General features: G+C 60.8%; 12 protein-coding genes and 1 pseudogene. 4 read left to right on the plus strand and 9 right to left on the minus strand.

The genetic code is table 11. The features are described from left to right. Nucleotides 1-29: 29 nt before the first annotated feature. The 9 genes and pseudogenes from ACFSDX_RS05655 to ACFSDX_RS05695 form a co-directional block, all read right to left on the minus strand. Nucleotides 30-1,055 (minus strand): NADH-quinone oxidoreductase subunit G, encoded by a 1,026-nt coding sequence (locus tag ACFSDX_RS05655; RefSeq protein WP_382312232.1) that lies wholly within the window; start codon nucleotides 1,053-1,055, stop codon nucleotides 30-32. Between the two features lie 42 nt (nucleotides 1,056-1,097). Next, nucleotides 1,098-2,435, minus strand: a complete 1,338-nt coding sequence (gene nuoF, locus ACFSDX_RS05660; protein ID WP_382312233.1) for an NADH-quinone oxidoreductase subunit NuoF — start codon at nucleotides 2,433-2,435, stop codon at nucleotides 1,098-1,100. 19 nt (nucleotides 2,436-2,454) lie between these two features. After that, complete coding sequence (locus tag ACFSDX_RS05665; RefSeq protein WP_382312324.1) at nucleotides 2,455-3,027, minus strand: NADH-quinone oxidoreductase subunit NuoE family protein; 573 nt, start codon at nucleotides 3,025-3,027, stop codon at nucleotides 2,455-2,457. 23 nt (nucleotides 3,028-3,050) lie between these two features. Continuing rightward, on the minus strand, nucleotides 3,051-4,313 hold the full coding sequence (gene nuoD / locus ACFSDX_RS05670; RefSeq protein WP_382312234.1) for an NADH dehydrogenase (quinone) subunit D: 1,263 nt from the start codon (nucleotides 4,311-4,313) through the stop codon (nucleotides 3,051-3,053). Between the two features lie 121 nt (nucleotides 4,314-4,434). Continuing rightward, nucleotides 4,435-5,004 (minus strand): NADH-quinone oxidoreductase subunit C, encoded by a 570-nt coding sequence (locus ACFSDX_RS05675; protein ID WP_382312235.1) that lies wholly within the window; start codon nucleotides 5,002-5,004, stop codon nucleotides 4,435-4,437. Nucleotides 5,005-5,121: 117 nt separating this feature from the next. Further along, a complete protein-coding gene (locus tag ACFSDX_RS05680) occupies nucleotides 5,122-5,679 on the minus strand; it encodes an NADH-quinone oxidoreductase subunit B (protein ID WP_144852391.1) in 558 nt (185 codons plus the stop codon). A gap of 196 nt (nucleotides 5,680-5,875) precedes the next feature. Beyond that, nucleotides 5,876-6,253 (minus strand): annotated as a pseudogene (locus ACFSDX_RS05685) (NADH-quinone oxidoreductase subunit A); the annotation flags it as partial. A 96-nt stretch (nucleotides 6,254-6,349) separates the two neighbouring features. Then, nucleotides 6,350-7,000: a DUF4136 domain-containing protein gene (locus ACFSDX_RS05690; RefSeq protein ID WP_382312236.1), complete on the minus strand. Its 651-nt coding sequence runs from the start codon at nucleotides 6,998-7,000 to the stop codon at nucleotides 6,350-6,352. A 372-nt stretch (nucleotides 7,001-7,372) separates the two neighbouring features. Continuing rightward, on the minus strand, nucleotides 7,373-9,262 hold the full coding sequence (locus tag ACFSDX_RS05695; protein ID WP_382312237.1) for an ABC transporter ATP-binding protein: 1,890 nt from the start codon (nucleotides 9,260-9,262) through the stop codon (nucleotides 7,373-7,375). Between the two features lie 165 nt (nucleotides 9,263-9,427). Between ACFSDX_RS05695 and ACFSDX_RS05700 the strand changes: the two genes are divergently transcribed. The 4 genes from ACFSDX_RS05700 to ACFSDX_RS05715 all read left to right on the plus strand — a co-directional run bounded on the left by ACFSDX_RS05700 (nucleotide 9,428) and on the right by ACFSDX_RS05715 (nucleotide 16,958). Beyond that, the gene (locus tag ACFSDX_RS05700) at nucleotides 9,428-10,663 is read left to right on the plus strand and encodes an MFS transporter (protein ID WP_382312238.1); all 1,236 of its coding nucleotides are present in this window, start codon (nucleotides 9,428-9,430) and stop codon (nucleotides 10,661-10,663) included. A 103-nt stretch (nucleotides 10,664-10,766) separates the two neighbouring features. Continuing rightward, nucleotides 10,767-12,830 carry a DUF3857 domain-containing protein gene (locus ACFSDX_RS05705; RefSeq protein ID WP_382312240.1) on the plus strand — a complete coding sequence of 688 codons (2,064 nt, stop codon included), beginning with the start codon at nucleotides 10,767-10,769 and terminating at the stop codon, nucleotides 12,828-12,830. 63 nt (nucleotides 12,831-12,893) lie between these two features. Further along, the gene (locus ACFSDX_RS05710; RefSeq protein WP_382312241.1) at nucleotides 12,894-14,975 is read left to right on the plus strand and encodes a DUF3857 domain-containing protein; all 2,082 of its coding nucleotides are present in this window, start codon (nucleotides 12,894-12,896) and stop codon (nucleotides 14,973-14,975) included. 36 nt (nucleotides 14,976-15,011) lie between these two features. Beyond that, nucleotides 15,012-16,958 carry a DUF3857 domain-containing transglutaminase family protein gene (locus ACFSDX_RS05715; RefSeq protein WP_382312242.1) on the plus strand — a complete coding sequence of 649 codons (1,947 nt, stop codon included), beginning with the start codon at nucleotides 15,012-15,014 and terminating at the stop codon, nucleotides 16,956-16,958. The last annotated feature ends 54 nt before the right edge of the window (nucleotides 16,959-17,012 follow it).

Below are 17,012 nucleotides of genomic sequence, written 5' to 3' on the forward strand. Positions count from 1 at the left end.
CGCCTCTGCGCTGCTAGTTGGATAACTACCTAAAAGCTGGTGCCATTGGGGCCGCCAAGCTTCAGCGGTGGGTTCTTTTCTAGCTCGCGCACGGTGCTTTCGGGGAGGTCGGCAATTACCTGGGGGTTGATAACGGGCAGCTCGTAGTGGTTGGCCGAGATAACCGACGAGCGGTCGATGTGCGCCGGGCCTTCGATAACCCAGTCCGCAGTCTCCTTCTTCTCGAAGCGGCACTCATTACAAATCCACTCTTTTACCTCGCCGTACTCGTCTTTGCGGGCCGTCACGCGCAGCACGTCTTTGCCTTTATACCAGAGGGTTACGTGACCATTGCACTTCTCATGGTCGCAGTCGCGGTGCGCATTCACCGGCTTAGTAAACCACACGCGTTGCTTGAAGCGGAAGGTTTTGTCGGTGAGCGCGCCCACCGGGCACACGTCGATTACGTTGCCGCTGAAGTCTTTATCAATCGAATTTTCGATGTAAGTGCTGATTTCGGACGCATCGCCCCGACCTAGAACACCGTGCACGCGGCCATCGGTGAGCTGGTCGGCGGTGTACACGCAGCGGTAGCACAGGATGCAGCGCGTCATGTGCAGCTGCACGTAGGGGCCGATGTCTATTTTCTCAAACGTGCGGCGCTCTTCCTCGTAACGTGTAGTGCTCACGCCGTGCTCGTAGGCGAAGTTTTGCAGGTCGCACTCGCCGGCCTGGTCGCACACCGGGCAGTCGAGCGGGTGGTTGATGAGCAACATTTCCACAATACCCTTGCGCACATCGAGCACCTGCTGGCTCGTAGTATTTTCGACTACCATACCATCCTGCACCGGTGTAATGCACGAGGCCACCAGCTTCGGCATTGGGCGCGGGTCCTTAGCCGAACCAGCCGCTACGCGCACCAAGCAGGCGCGGCATTTGCCACCGCTGCCTTTGAGCGGAGTGTAGTAGCACATGGCGGGCGGTACTACGCCGCCCCCAATTTTGCGGGCCGCGTTGAGGATGGTCGTGCCATCGGGCACTTCTACCTCTATTCCGTCAAAAGTTATCTTAGCCATTCTATATTTCTGATACAAATACTAGAAGCTTAGCCGGTTAGGCTAAGCTAATACTAGGCTGCCGCGGTACACGGCGCCCGGCGCAGTCGCTTCTTTCGGGTGCGTCACGTGCCACTCAAATTCGTCGCGGAAGTGACGTACGGCAGCGGCTACCGGCCAAGCGGCGGCTTCGCCCAGCGGGCAAATAGTGTTGCCCTCAATCTGCTTAGCCACGCTCACAACCAGGTCAATATCATGCATCGAGCCGTGGCCGTGCTCCAGGCGGTGCAGTACTTTTTCCATCCAGCCAGTGCCCTCACGGCAGGGCGAGCACTGCCCGCAGCTTTCGTGGTGATAAAAGCGCGAGAAATTCCAAGTGTTTTTCACGATGCACGTAGTCTCGTCCATCGCAATAAAGCCGCCCGAGCCGAGCATGGTACCCGTCACGAAGCCCCCATCGCTGAGCGACTCGTAGGTCATCAGACGAGGCTCGCCCGCGGCAGTTTTAAGAATCAATTCTTTGGGCAAAATCGGTACTGAAGAGCCCCCGGCCACAACGGCTTTCAACTCGCGGCCCTTCCAGATGCCGCCGCAGTACTCATCAGAGTAGATAAACTCCTCGACTGGCACGCCCAGTTCTAGTTCATAGATGCCGGGCTTGTTGAGGTGACCGCAAGCCGAGAATAGCTTGGTACCCGTGCTTTTGCCGACGCCGATTTTGGCGTACTCGTCGCCGCCCATGTTTAGAATGGGTACGACGGTGGCGATACTTTCCACGTTGTTAACTACCGTGGGGCGGGCGTACAGGCCCTGCACAGCCGGGAAAGGCGGTTTATTGCGCGGGTTGCCACGCTTGCCTTCCAGCGACTCTAACAGCGCCGTTTCTTCGCCGCAGATGTAGGCGCCACCACCTGGATGCACGTGCAAGTCAAGCGAATAGCCTGAGCCTTGAATGTTCTCACCTAGGAAACCAGCGGCGTATGCCTCCGCAATGGCTTTCTCCAGAATACGCAGCACGTACAGCAACTCGCCGCGGATATAGATGTAGCTCGTGCGAGCCCCTAGGGCGTAGCTGCCCGCAATCATGCCCTCAATAAGTAAGTGCGGCAGCTTCGACATGAGGAAGCGGTCCTTAAAAGTGCCCGGCTCCGACTCGTCGGCATTGCACACCAGGTAGCGTGGTACGCCCTCCGGCTTAGCAAGAAAGCTCCATTTCATACCAGTAGGGAAGCCCGCGCCGCCGCGCCCGCGTAGGCCCGACTTCTTCACTTCTTCCACTACCTCCTCGGGCGTCATTTTCAACGCCTTCTCCACGGCGCGGTAACCGCCGTGTTTACGATATACGGCGAAGGTTTCAATGCCTTCAACGTTGACGTGTTCGGTTAATAGCTTGCGTCCCATAATCTTAAACTAGTGGATGTTAGTTATTTTGCAGTGAGGTAGGCAAGCCATTTTCTTCCCACGGGAGAATGGGCCGGTGCACGAGACCTTTCAGCTCCGTCAGCATCGCATTCACATTTTCCTCTGTGTCAAGCGACTCGTAATACTTTTCCCGCACCTGCACCACCGGGGCAAAGCCGCAGGCCGCGAGGCACTCCACTTCCTTTAGCGTAAACACGCCATCGGGCGAAGTGCCACCCACTTGCGCGCCCGTAATGCGCTCTAGGTGGGCTGTTAACTCGTCGGAGCCACGCAGCATGCAGGGGCCCGTGCGGCAGATTTCCAGCACGTGCTTGCCCACTGGCTTGAGGTTGAACATCGTGTAAAACGTGCTCACCTCATACACCTCGATGGGCCGCAGCCCTAGGGTTTCAGCTACCAAATCCTGCACCTCAGGGCTAACCCAGCCACCAAATTCGGCTTGCGCGATGTGCAATACGGGCAGCAAGGTTGATTTCTTGCGGTCGTCAGGGTAGTGCGTGAGCAGGCGCTTAATCTCGGCCTGGGCAGCGGGTGAAAACTGAGGCTTAGCAGCGGCGGTAGTCGGCTCCATATCGGGTACTTTCAACTTAAAAACTAGGCGTCTAGCTCGCCGGCAATCACGTTCATCGACGACAAAATCACGATGGCATCCGAAAGGCTCGTGCCCACTACCATCTCCGAATAGGCCTGGTAGTAAATAAAGCACGGCCGGCGGAAGTGCAGGCGGTAAGGCGTGCGGCCACCGTCCGAAATCAGGTAAAACCCAAGCTCGCCGTTGCCACCTTCTACCGAATGGTATACCTCACCCACCGGGGCTTCAATCTCACCCATGATGATTTTGAAGTGGTAAATCAGCGCCTCCATGTTCTTGTACACGGCCTGCTTGGGAGGCAGGTAGTAGTGCGGCGCGTCGGCGTGGAAAGGACCTTCGGGCAAACGGTCAAGCGCTTGATTGATAATGCGCAAGCTCTGCCAAATCTCCTCGTTGCGCACGATGAAACGGTCGTAGGTATCGCCGTTGGTGCCCACCGGGATGTCGAACTCGAAATCTTCGTAAGAAGAGTAAGGGTTCATCACCCGCACGTCGTAATCCACGCCCGCAGCCCGCAAGTTGGGGCCGGTGAAGCCGTAGTTCAACGCCTTTTCCGCCGTAATGGGCCCCACGTTTACCACGCGGTCCATGAAGATGCGATTGCGGTTGAACATTGCCTCAAACTCCTTCATCACGGCCGGAAACTCTTTGAGCCACTTACGCAGCTTCTCAATAGCTACCGGCGAGAGGTCGCGCTCCATGCCGCCCACGCGGCCCATATTAGTGGTGAGGCGCGAGCCGCAGACTTCTTCGTAAATCTCGTAAATCTTCTCGCGCTCCTGAAACACGTAGAGGAAGCCGGTGAAAGCACCCGTGTCTACCCCTAGGATGGAGTTGCAGATGAGGTGGTCAGCAATGCGCGCCAACTCCATCATTATCACCCGGATATACTGTGCCCGCTTGGGCACCGTCACGCCCAGCAGCTTTTCTACCGTCATGTGCCAGCCCATGTTGTTGATGGGCGACGAACAGTAGTTCATGCGGTCGGTGAGCGGCGTAATTTGGTAGAACGGCCGCCGCTCGGCGATTTTCTCAAACGCACGGTGGATGTAGCCGATAGTCGGCACGCCCGAAATAATGCGCTCGCCATCCATTTGCAGGATGTTCTGAAAAATGCCGTGCGTAGCGGGGTGTGTCGGCCCTAGGTTAAGGGTCGTGAGCTCCTGCGAGAAGTCGTTGAGGGTCGGTACGAGTTGACCGCCCTGCTGTTCGTGGGCCTCCTCGGTAATTTTGCGGGTGCCGGCTAGGGCGTCGTTTACTGCCATTGTGCGTTATGCTATCCTAAGCGCGACGAAGGACCTTATCACGTCCAGGCCACTAGGGTAATGAGTCTGGCGAAGGCTATCGTGATAAGATACTTCCTTCATCAGCATGACAATGTAAAAATCAGCGACCAAAGAAAAGGTCAGTTTTGTCCTCGCGGGTACCGTCTTCGAGCGGGTACTGGCGGCGCATGGGGTGGTAGTCCATGTCCTCCACATTCAGGATGCGGCGTAGGTTGGGGTGGCCGGTAAAGATGACGCCGAAGAAATCGTAGGCCTCACGCTCCATCCAATTGGCGGCGGCGTAGAGGTCGGTTAGGGTCGGTACTACCGGGTCGGCCACCGGAAAGTAAATCTTGATGCGCAGCCGCACATTGTGCACCAGACTGTGCAGGTGGTAAATCATGCCGAGCTCCTGGTTCAGGTTCTCGGGATAGTTGATGCCGCACATCGTGGTCAGGAAGTGAAACTTGAGCGTCTCATCCCGCTGCAAGCCCGCCACAATGTTGTGGATGTGCTCGCGCTTGGTCGTAACGGTGAGTAAGCCGTAGGGCTCGTGCACATCCGTGAAAGTGGCTTCGCCAAACAAGCTGTGCAGCAAGGCCAGCACCTGCGCATTTTGCTGCGCGGCCGGGTCCAGGGTAGCAGCAGTTTCCTGAGCGGCGGTCGATTCTTCTTTGGTCGGGTCAGCCATTTTGGTTTAGCGGGGGCCTTGATGCGTCCCTTAGCTATTGGCTGCTGGCTGTTAGCTTTTTACTGAAATGCTTCGGGGAAGCGAACAGTGACGGCTAAAGGCAAACAGCTAAAGAAATTACTTAATGTTGTAGGAGGCCAGCAACGCCTGATACTCGGGCGAATTGCGGCGGCGAATGCTCTCATTTTTGGCGAGGTCCTGCACGCGCATCAGGCCATCGAGCACCTGCTCAGGGCGGGGCGGGCAGCCGGGGATGTACACATCGACCGGGATGATGCGGTCAATGCCTTGCAGCACCGAATACGAGTCGAAGATGCCGCCCGAGCAGGCGCAGGCACCCATGGCTAGCACCCAGCGGGGCTCGGCCATTTGCTCGTACACTTGCTTCACGATGGGAGCCATTTTCTTGGCGATGGTACCCATCACCATGAGTAGGTCGGCCTGGCGGGGTGAGAAGCTCGGGCGCTCTGAGCCGAAGCGAGAGATGTCGTAGTGGGCGCCCATGGTAGCCATGAACTCGATGCCGCAGCACGAGGTAGCGAACGGCAAGGGCCACAGCGAGTTGGCGCGGGCGATACCGACTACTTTCTCGAGCGAGGTAGCAAAGAAGCCAGCGCCTTCGATGCCCTCGGGGGCCGGCACAGATTTAATTTCAGGAACGCGGGTATCAACCATCTTTTCAGTTATCAATTAACGGTTATCAATTATCATTTCAATTATCAAGCAGCCGGTTGTGAGTACCAAATGGGGGTGCAACAACTGATATCTGATAATTGACGACTGATAATTGCTAAGCGGCTTGGCCAATCTCGGCAGGCTGATTTTTCAACACCGGCTTTGCAACGAAAGTTTGGCTCGGCACTGCTTCATTCCAGCGCAGGATACCTTTTTTGATAACGTAGCCAAAACCAGCCATTAGCAGGGCCATGAAGATAATCATTTCCACGAAACCGGCCGTGCCTAATTGCCGAAAATTCACGGCCCAGGGGTACATGAAAATCACCTCCACATCGAAGAGGACGAAGAGAATGGCCGTGAGGAAGTACTTGACGGAGATGGGGGTGCGGGCATTGCCCACGCTCTCGATGCCGCACTCGAAGGAGGCATCTTTGACGCGGCTGTGGCGCTTGGGGCCCACTAGGTGCGACACAATCATGGCGAAGGCGACGAACGCCACGGCCAGCCCAAACTGAATGACTATCGGAAGGTAGTCGCTGGGCTGATAAGAAGTATTAACGGCAAGAAGCATAATAGTCAGCTGATTAGCAAACGGGCGCACCGGCGCGAGCAGGCAAAGGTACACCCGCGCCGGGTTGGGCGAAAACCAGACCTAGGAAGCGGTGCCTTAGTGGGTAGTTTCGGCGGGCTGCGGCACGCTGGGCTCGCCGTTCATGGCTCCATCCAGGTTGCCCCCGTTGAAGTAGTTTTCGGTGAAAATGCGGTAGCGGTCGAAGATGGAGCGCACCGAGCGTACCAGCACGTACTCGCCCCGCACGCCCTCGGGCACCGTCACGCCCGAAGCGTAGCCATTCCAGATAGCATTGTCGGTGTGGGTGTCGATGAGCGTAACCATGAGCGTGCCGTCGAGCAGCAGCATGCGCTTGGCTAGGTAGCTGTGGCGCTGCTCGTCGGGCGTTTCCTCGTCTTCGGCGTCGTTGTTCTTGACCCAGCGCGTGATGTCTTCCTGCATAAAGCCGGGGAAGCGCATATCGCCCTCGAATAGTTTGAAGCTAACCATGAGGTCGGGGTTTTTGCGGCTGTAGCGGTAGCCTTGCAGGCGCATGCGCTGGCGCACGGCGTCGCGCAGGGTTTCGTTGAGGCGGGTGCTGTCGGCGGTGAGGCCGGCGCTGTTGAGGAAGCCGTAGGTGCGGTAGTGCCGGAAGCGGCCGCGGTAGCTGTAGTTGGACTCGATGCGGGCCTCGCGGGAGGTGAGGCAGCTGGAGAGTGCGCCTAGGCTTAACAAGCAGATAAGCCGGAGAGTAAGGGTAAACTTCATGGGAAAAGGAGGTAGAGAAGAATCAACTCTCTAAGCTACGCCAAGAAATTCATTTGTTGTACACTGCGCAGCTTGTAAGGTACTTAACAAGGGTGAGCGGCCCGTGAAACGAGTAATTTGATTGCCGCCCGCCGCGAGTAGGCCAGCTACTTAGGCTACCCACAGCTTCGGGCGTGTAGAGCATCCTAGGGCGACTTTGTAGCACTCGCCGCCATTGTCTTAAAATGCAATGAGACGCGTTGAAGCCCAGTAGCGCCGCTTATATGACCACAGAATACCTCGCTCCGTAAGAAAAGAGCGAGGTGCATTAAGACTGGTCTGAGAGCAGAGTTTTTGAGTAGGAAGGTTACACAGCTACGAGCAATACGCTCCCTACCGATACCCCGCCGCTTGCAACTGAAACAACTCCGCGTAACGCCCACCCATTGCCAGCAGATCCTCGTGCGAGCCAATTTCCTGCACGCGGCCGTGCTCCACGACCAGGATGCGGTCGGCCATGCGCACGGTGCTAAAGCGGTGGGAGATGAGCACGGCGGTTTTGCCCTGGGTTAGCTCTTTGAAGCGCTCGAAGACTTCGTACTCGGCGCGGGCGTCGAGGGCGGCGGTGGGCTCGTCGAGAATGAGTAGTTGGGCCTCGCGCATGTAGGCGCGCCCTAGGGCAATTTTTTGCCACTCGCCGCCGCTCAAGTCCACGCCGCCGTTGAAGCGGCGGCCTATCATCTGGTCGTAGCCTAGGGGCAGTTTGGCAATGACCGTGTCGGCCAGGCTCTGGTGGGCAGCCTGCTCGATGCGGGGCTGGTTTTGACGCTCCGAGATGCGGCCCACGGCCAGGTTTTGGCCAGCGGGCAGCTGGAAGCGCACGAAATCCTGGAAGATGACGCCGATTTCCTGGCGCAGCTCGGCAGGGTCGTACTCGCGCAGGTCGTGGCCATCGAGCAGGATGCGGCCCTCGCTGGGGTCGTAAAGGCGGGCCAGGAGCTTGACGAGCGTGGTTTTGCCGGCGCCGTTTTCGCCTACTAGGGCCAGCTTTTCGCCGGCGTGCAGCTCGAAGCTGAGGTGACGCAGCGCCCACTTCTCGGCATTTTTATATTGAAAGCCCACGTCTTCAAACGTAAAGCCCTGGCGGATGGGCCTAGGGAAGGGCCGCACGGCCTGCGCGGCTGTGGGCCGCACGATACGCGGCGTAATCTGAAAGAAATCGAAGAAATCCTGCAAATACAGTGCCCCGTCGGCCACCTGGCTAAAGCGGCTCAGGATGCCTTCGAGTAAGCCCCGCAGCCGCGCAAACGAGCCCGCCAAAAACGTGAGCTGACCAATGGAAATGGCCCCGCCCACGGCTTGCTTGATAATGTAGACGTAGGCGCCGTAGTAGCCCGCCGCCCCAATAGCTGCGAACACTGTGCCCCAGCCCGCCCGCCGCAGCGCCAGGGCCTTGTTCTGGCTATAAAACTGGTCGGACAGCGTTTCAAAGCGGGTAATCAGAAAGTCGGACAAGCCGAAGATTTTGACCTCCTTGGCCGTTTCGTCGCTGGCGCCGGTTTGACGCAGGTAGTCGAGCTCGCGGCGCTCGGGTGTCCAGGAGTGCGAGAGCGAGTAGCTGCGCTCGTTGAAGTGGCTCTCGCCTAGAAAAGCGGGCACCACGGCCAGCAGCAGCAGGCCCAGCAGCCAGGGCTGGAAGGCCACCAGCCCAGCGGCCAGCAGCACCAGCGTCACGGCATCCTGGCCCTGGGCCAAGACCTGGCTCATGAGCACCGAGCGCGAGAGTGTCTGGCGGCGGGCGCGCTCTAGCTTGTCGTAGAAGGTGCTGTCTTCGAACTGGTCGAGGTCGAGCTCGGCGGCGTGCTGCATCAGACGCACCGAGCTGGCGTTGGCAAACAGGTCGCCGAGTAGTGAGTCGAGCAGCGCTACGGCGCGCCCTAGGGCGTCGGTCAGCAGCACCAGGCCAAACTCCAGGGCCACTAGCCCCAGCACCGGGCTCAGCACTCGCGCGGCCGGGGGCTGCTGGCTGAGCTGCACCACATCGTCGAGGATGAGGCGCCCCACGTAAAGCATGGCAAGCGGCAGCGCGGCCCGCAGTAGGCGCAGGGCAATATTGCCGAGTGTGAGAGCCGGCGACGTGCGCCAGATAAGCTTGAGAAAAGCCGGCAAATGCCGCAGAGCCGACACCCGCTCGCGCACGCTCACGGCGGGCTTTTCGGGGCCGCGCCCGTGGCTGGGATTCTTAGCGGAAATTTTTTCTAGGATAGACGATAACCAATTCATAAGCTGGCAATACGGCACATTTGGGGCCGGGGTAGGGGAGCGGCCGTTTTGGCAGGCGAGGGTGAGATGGTGACGAGGTAAGAAGGAGGCTGTCTCTAGAATCATTCATCTTCTCACCTCGTCACCCGCTCACCTCTTTACTTTTTCCCGACCTTTGCCCTACTTATGCTTGGTTCGTATTCGCGGGGCTTCTGGCTGATGTGCCTGTCGTCGTTTCTGTTTTTTCTGTCCTTCAACCTGCTGCTGCCCGAGTTGCCCGACCACCTGGCGCACCTAGGCGGCGGCGAGTATAAGGGCTTCATTATTGCCTTATTTACCCTCACGGCGGCCATTTCGCGGCCGTTTTCGGGTAAGCTGACCGATACCGTGGGCCGCATTCCGGTGATGGTATTTGGCTCGCTCGTGTGCTTCGTATGCGGGTTTTTCTACCCCTGGGCGCTCACCGTGAGCAGCTTTTTGCTGCTGCGCCTGCTGCACGGGTTCAGCACGGGCTTCAAGCCCACGGGCACGGCCGCGTTCGTGGCCGACATCGTGCCCGCCGACAAGCGCGGCGAGGCCATGGGCCTGCTCGGCGTCACGGGTAGCCTGGGCATGGCCGCCGGCCCGGCCTTCGGCTCGTGGGTGGCCGAGCACTTCTCGCTCAATGCCATGTTCTACTGCTCCAGTGCAGCGGCGCTGCTCTCGGTGCTGGTGCAGGGCACGCTCACCGAAACGCTACCTAGGGCCCAGCGGCAGCGCTTCAGCTTCTCGTTGCTCAAGCTTAAGCTCGACGAAATACTGGAGCCTAGGGTGCTAGCGCCGGCCCTCACCACGCTGCTGTGCCTGCTGCCCTACGGCGCGGTGCTCACCGTGATACCCGACCAAACCCGGCTGCTGGGGCTCACGGGGCCCACTAAGGGCCTGTTTTACATCTGCTACACGGTGGCCTCGCTGGCCGTGCGGCTGGTAGCAGGCAAGGCCAGCGATACCCACGGGCGGGTGCCGGTGCTGCGCTGGTCGGCCAGTCTGCTGGCCCTCGGGCTGGCGGTGCTGGTGTGGTCGCCGTCGGTGCCAGTGTTTTTGCTGGGCGCCGTGATATTCGGCGTCGGCACCGGGCTCAACTCGCCCACGCTCTACGCCTGGACCATCGACCTGAGCCACCCCGAGCGCCGGGGCCGGGGCGTGGCTACCATGTACATCGCCCTCGAAGTCGGCATTGGCATCGGGGCCCTGTTGGCGGGCTGGATTTTCGATAACCAGCCCGCCCGCCTGCCCTGGGTGCACGCGCTGAGCTTAACCAGCGTGCTGCTGGCCTTGGCCTACTTGCTGCTGGGTGTGCGGGCCACCCCGGCTGGCCCACTTACCGATGAGGCTGCCGTGAACCGAGCAATGGCCGTGGGTGCGCCGGAAGAAATGGTGTAAGAAAGATGAGCAAAACTTGCTAAGCACCTAGGCGCCACGTAAGTTTACAAAGCCTTTTTAAGGCTTTATAGCTTTATTTATTTCTTGCCTTTCTTTTCTGCAAATGGAGACAACTTTACGCATCTTGGTGCGGAGCGTACTAGGCGCGGCCGCTGTGCTAAGCACAACAGTGGCCTACGCGCAGCAGGTGCCCGTGAAGCCCGTCGTTATTAAGTTTGGCCAGCCCGCCCCGGAGGATTTTGTCGCCAAAAACTTTGTGGGCGACAGCGCGGCCTCGGCTGTGGTGCTGTACGACAACGGCGTGGCGCGCTTTCGGCTCAATGGCCTCAGCTTTCAGTTGGAAACGGAGCGCACCACGCGGATTAAAATCCTCAAAAAAGCGGGCTACGACTACGCCACCGTGGAAGTACCCCTCTACCACCGCGACAGCGATGAGGAGAAGCTAACGGCGCTCAAAGGCTTCACCTACAACGAGGTGGGTGGCAAGATTGAGAAGACCAAGCTCGAAAGCAGCAACATGTTCAGCGAGGACCGCACCAAGAGCGTGCGGGTGCGCAAGTTTACGCTGCCCAACGTGCGCGAGGGGGCCGTTATCGAGTACACGTACTCGGTGACTTCCGACTTCTTTTTCAACTTCCAGCCCTGGGTTTTTCAGCGCGACATTCCGACCCGCTGGAGCGAGTTTCGAGCCACCATCCCCGAGTATTTCGACTACAAGATGCTGATGCAGGGCTACCAGCCCCTGGCGCTGCAAACGCAAGAGGAAACGGGTGCGCAGTATACGGCCTCGGCACGAGTGCAAAAGCAAGACATGGGGGGCAGCCACTCTGCCACGGAAACCGAAACCCTGCAGGCCCGCGCCACGGCCTACCACTGGGCCATGCAGGACGTGCCGGCCCTGCGCGACGAGCCCTACATGACCACCATGCGCGACTACGTGGCGCGCATCGACTTTCAGCTGGCCGGCGAGCGTATGCCGGGCCGGGCCTACGAGAACGTGTCGGGCAGCTGGGAAAAGATAAATAGCCTGCTGCGGACCAGCAGCGAGTTTGGCGGACTGCTCGGCCACGCGGGCTTCCTCGACGCCGCGCTCAAGCCCTTGGTGGCGCAGTACCCCGACCCGGCTGCCCGCGCCGCCGCCGTGCGCGACCTAGTGGTGAAGGCCGTGAAGTATGACGGCACCAATAACTACTGGGCCACCGGCCCGCTCAAGCGTAGCTACGAGCTGCACCGCGGCACGGCCGCCGACGTGAACCTGCTGCTCATTGCCGCACTGCGGCAGGCGGGCCTGCCCGCCGAGCCCGTGCTGCTGAGCACCCGCAGCCACGGCCGCGTGAATGAGCAGTTTCCGCTGCTCGACCAGTTCAACTACGTGATTGGTGTGCTGCCGCTAGCCGATAACAAGGAGCTGCTGCTCGACGCTACCGAGCCGCTGCTGCCCGCGGGCACCCTACCCACGCGCTGCCTCAACAAGCTCGGGCGCCTCATTCCGACCAAGGAAGTGGAGGGCCGCTGGGTGAGCTTGGTGCCGAGCCAGCGCCACACGCGCTTCCAGGACGTTAAGCTGACCGTGGATGCGCAGGGCAACCTCAGCGGGCAAGTGCGCGAGGAGCACGGCGGCTACGCCGGGGCGGCCGTGCGCGAAAAAATTCAGCAGGTAGGCGAAAAAAAGTACGTAACCGAGCTGGTGAGCCAGCACACGAACTGGGAGGTGCCGACCTACAAGTTCAACGCCGTGGACCTGCTTAACCAGTCGATAGCCCTGAGCTATGAGCTGCGCCAACCCGCCAGCACGCCCGGCACGGCCCAGGAAATATACCTGACGCCGCTGGCCACCTTCGGCGAAACCCAGAATCCGTTTCGCCACGAGCACCGCATCTACCCCGTCGATTTTGGCGCCCTCACCCAGGAGGTGGTAGTTATCACCCTCACCTTGCCCGCCGGCTACACGGCCGAGCTACCTAAGGCCGCCTCCATCGCGCTGCCCGACAATGGCGGGCGCTACGTGTACTCCGCTACCAGCTCGGTGCCCGGCACGGTGCAGCTCGTGAGTCGCCTCACCTTCGACAAGCCCGTGTACGGCGCCGAGGAGTACGAGAGCCTGCGCGAGTTCTACCGGCGCGTGCTGGCTAAGCAGGCCGAGGCCTTGGTGCTGAAGAAAATATAGCTGCTACCCGCTGGCTGGCCGGGCCCACGGGTTTGGCCAGCCGGCTTCCTTATTCTTATTGATATGTTATTCAGGTTCCTAGGTTGGTCCTGGCGAGCTGCGCGGCTGGGGCTGCTGGCCGCCGCCTTGCCCAGCGTCGCTGTGGCCCAGACCAGCGTGTCGGCCAAGCCGGCGCCGTTGCCCCTAAAGTTCGGCCAGCCGGACCTAGCCGACTTCGAAGCCAAAAACTTTGTGGCCGACAGCGGCGCGGCGGCCGTGGTGCTCTGCGACTACGGCAATTCGCAGTTTAGCAGCACGGCCGGCAACCTGGTAATCACGACGGAGCGCACTACGCGTATCAAGATTCTCAAAAAGGCGGGCTACGAATACGCCACCGTAGAAGTGCCCCTCTACCACCGCGATGAGCGGGCCGAGAAGCTGGGCCACTTGCAAGGCTTCACGTACCTGCGCGGGGCCGACGGCACCATCACCAAAACCAAGCTCGAAGCCAGTAACACGTTTGAGGAAAAGCGCACCAAAAATCTGCTAGTGCGCAAGTTCACGCTGCCCAACGTGCAGGAAGGCGCCGTGATTGAGTATAGTTATTTGGTAACCTCGACGTTCTTCGACAACTACCAGGACTGGACGTTTCAGCACGACATTCCGACGCGCTGGAGCGAGTACCGCACCAGCATTCCGCAGGTGTACCACTACAAAATTCTGTTCCAGGGCTACCTGCCGCTCACTACCAACGAGGCCAGCGTGGGCTCAGTAAATCTGCTGCTCACCAACCGGCTGAGTGAGGGCGCCGGGGCCGGGGCGGGCATGGCAGTGGGCACTACGGGCCTGCAAATGAGCACCGAGCAGCACCGCTGGGTGGTGCGCAACGCGCCGGCCTTCCGGGAGGAGCCCTACAGCACCACGCCCAACGACTACCTGGCGCGCCTCACATTCGAGCTGGCTGGCACGCAGATGCCCAACGAAAAATACCGCGACCTAACCGATAGCTGGACCAAGAAAAACAAGGTGCTGCTGGAAAGCGAGCAGTTTGGGAAGGCCTTTACGAGCAGCAAGTTCTTGACTTCCGAGGTGCAGCCCCTGCTGGCCAAATACCCCGACCCGGCGGCCCGCGCCGCCGCCGTGCGCGACCTAGTAGTGAAGGCTGTGAAGTACGACGGCACCAACACCTACTGGGCCACTGGCCCGCTCAAGCGCAGCTACGAGCTGCACCGCGGCACGGCCGCCGATGTGAACCTGCTGCTCATTGCCGCGTTGCGCGAAGCGGGCCTGCCCGTGGAGCCGGTGCTGCTGAGCACCCGCCGCCACGGGGCGGTGAGCAAAGAATTTCCGTTGCTGGAGCAATTCAACTACGTAGTGGCCCTGGTGACTTTGCCCGACCAAAAGGAACTGCTGCTCGATGCTACCGAGCCGCTGCTGCCTGCGGGCATCCTGCCCACGCGCTGCCTCAACCAGAGCGGCCACACGGTGCCGGCCTCTGGCGAGGGCCGCTGGGTGAGCCTGGTGCCGAGCCAGCGCCACACCCACTACCAGGAAGTAGCCCTAGCCCTGGATGCGCAGGGCAACCTAAGCGGGCAGGTGCGCGAGGAGCACGGCGGCTACGCGGGCCTCGAAGTGCGCGAAAAGCTTCAGCAGCTGGGCGAAAAGAAATACGTGACCGAGCTGGCCGCCCGCCACCCCGGCTGGGAAGTGGCCAGCTACGTCTTTGCGAAGCAAAACACCGTGGAGCAGTCCCTAGGGCTGAGCTACGAGTGGCGCCAGCCCGCGGCCACCAGCTCTACCGCCGCCGAGCTGTACCTCAGTCCCCTGAGCTATTTCACGGAGCAGCGCAACCCGTTTCAGCACGAGGACCGCAACTACCCCGTCGACCTAGGGATGATGCAGCAGGACATCGTTCGGGTGACGCTGACATTGCCGCCGGGCTATGTGGCCGAGCTGCCCAAGTCCGTGAGCCTAGCCCTGCCCAATGACGGTGGGCGCTACGTGTACTCGGCCACCAGCTCGGCGCCCGGCACCGTGCAACTAATGAGCCGCCTCACTTTCGACAAGCCCGTGTACGGCGCGGTCGAATACGGCGCCCTGCGCGAGCTATATCGCCTGCTGTTGGCTAAGCAAGCCGAGGCGCTGGTTATCAAGAAGGCTGGGTAAAAAACTGCTATTGAAAAACATAATCTACTATCACTAATGTTCTTAACGCTGATTACCGCGCTGCTGGCCGGGGCGCCCGCTCCTAAGTACCCGGTCGAGGCCATTGCCCCGGCCCTGCGCCAAAATGCCCATGCCGTGGTGCGCGCCGATGATGAGGTGGTGACCGTGAAGTCGGCCAGCCAGCTCATCGAAACTGTGCACCGAGTAGTGACGGTGCTCGACGCGGCGGGCAGCGACGACTACGGCCAGTTGGTGGTGCGATATAGTAGCCTACGGCATATCAACTACCTGCGCGGCGCCGTGTACGATGCCCAGGGCCGCCTGCTGCACCAGTTACGCCCCGCCGAAGTGCACGACCAAGGCCTAGGCGACGCGGGCGGCAGCTTTATGACCGACGGGCGCGTGCGCTACGCCGACCTGCGCCAGCCCGCCACGCCCTACACGGTAGAGTTTGACTACGAAATCTCATCAGAGAACACGCTCTTTTACCCTTACTGGCAGCCCCAGCACGCCGAAAATGTGGCGCTGGAAGGCGCTACGCTGCAAGTGACCACGCCCACGGCGCTCCCGCTGCGCTTTGATGAACTGCGGCTGCCCGCCGGGGCGGCCACCGCGCCCGTAGTGGCCGGCAACCAAACCACTTACCGCTGGCACCTATCCGCCCAGCCCGCAGTGGAAGAGGAGCCGCTGTCGCCTGACATCGACGAGCTGCTGCCCGCCGTGCACCTGGCGCCGGCCACCTTCGAGGTGCAGGGCTACGCGGGCTCGCTGGCCTCGTGGCAAAGCCTAGGGCTGTGGAACTACCAGCTTGGCAAGGGCCGCGACGTGCTGCCGCCCGCCCTCACCGCCAAGATGGCGCAGCTTATGGTGACGGACCCCGACCCTAGGGCGCGGGCGCGCAAAGTGTACGAGTTTGTGCAAAGCTCAACGCGCTACGTGTCGGTGCAGCTGGGCCTAGGGGGCTGGCAAACGGCCCCCGCTACGGAAGTAGCCACCGGCGGCTACGGCGATTGCAAAGCCCTGAGTAACTATACCTGCGCTCTGCTGAAAGCGGCGGGCCTACCTGCCTACGTGGCCCTGGTAGGCGCGGGCTCCGACCAGGCCGACGTGCGCGCCAGCTTTCCCAGCAGCCAGTTCAACCACGTTATTTTATGCATGCCGCTGGCCGCGCGCGGCCCCGCGCCCGCCGACACCGTGTGGCTGGAATGCACCAGCCAAACCGACGCCTTTGGCTACATGGGCACCTTCACCGGCAACCGCCACGCCCTGCTGCTGACGCCCGAGGGCGGCCGCCTCGTGGCCACGCCGCGCTACGGCGCCCAGGCCAACCGCCAGCAGCGCCGCACCGACCTCTGGCTCGATGCCACGGGCAGCGCCAAGGCTACGGTGCGCACGCAGCGCGTGGGCTTGGCCCAGGACGTCTACGCCCAGCTGCTGCACCAAGCTGACCCCGAAGAACAAAAGCGGTACGTATCTAACCGTCTGCGGTTAAACAGCTTTACTATTACCAGCCTGCGCCTGGCCGCGGCGCCCGTTACCAAGCCCCAGGCGCTGCCCGGCGTAGTTGAATTGCTGGGCCTGGAGCTACCCGGCGTGGCCACGCCGGCCGGCCGCCGCCTACTGCTAGAGCCCAACGTGCTAGGGCGCCTGGCCGCGCTGCCCGCCCAGGTCGGTGCCCGCCAAACGCCGCTGGCCTTGCCCCCCGCCAGCCTCACCCAAGATACGGTGCGGCTGCACCTGCCCGCCGGTTTCCACGCCGAAAATATGCCGCAGCCGGTGCAGCTTACTTCGGCCTACGGCACCTACACCAGCACCTGCACCACCCTGCCCGACGGCACCCTGCAATACGTGCGGCAGTTCGAAACCCACCGCCCGGCCGGTCCCACGCTCCCGGCCGCCAAATACCCCGAGTACCAGGATTTCCGCCGTAAAATAAGCCAGGCCGACCACGCCCAAGTAGTACTGATGAAAACAGAAGCCTAGGGTAGTTTTAAATTCTGTAATAGCTCGCAAGCCACAGTGAGGCGGACTACTCCT

The sequence above is a fragment of the Hymenobacter bucti genome (assembly GCF_042681145.1).
Taxonomy (GTDB): Bacteria; Bacteroidota; Bacteroidia; order Cytophagales; family Hymenobacteraceae; genus Hymenobacter; species Hymenobacter bucti.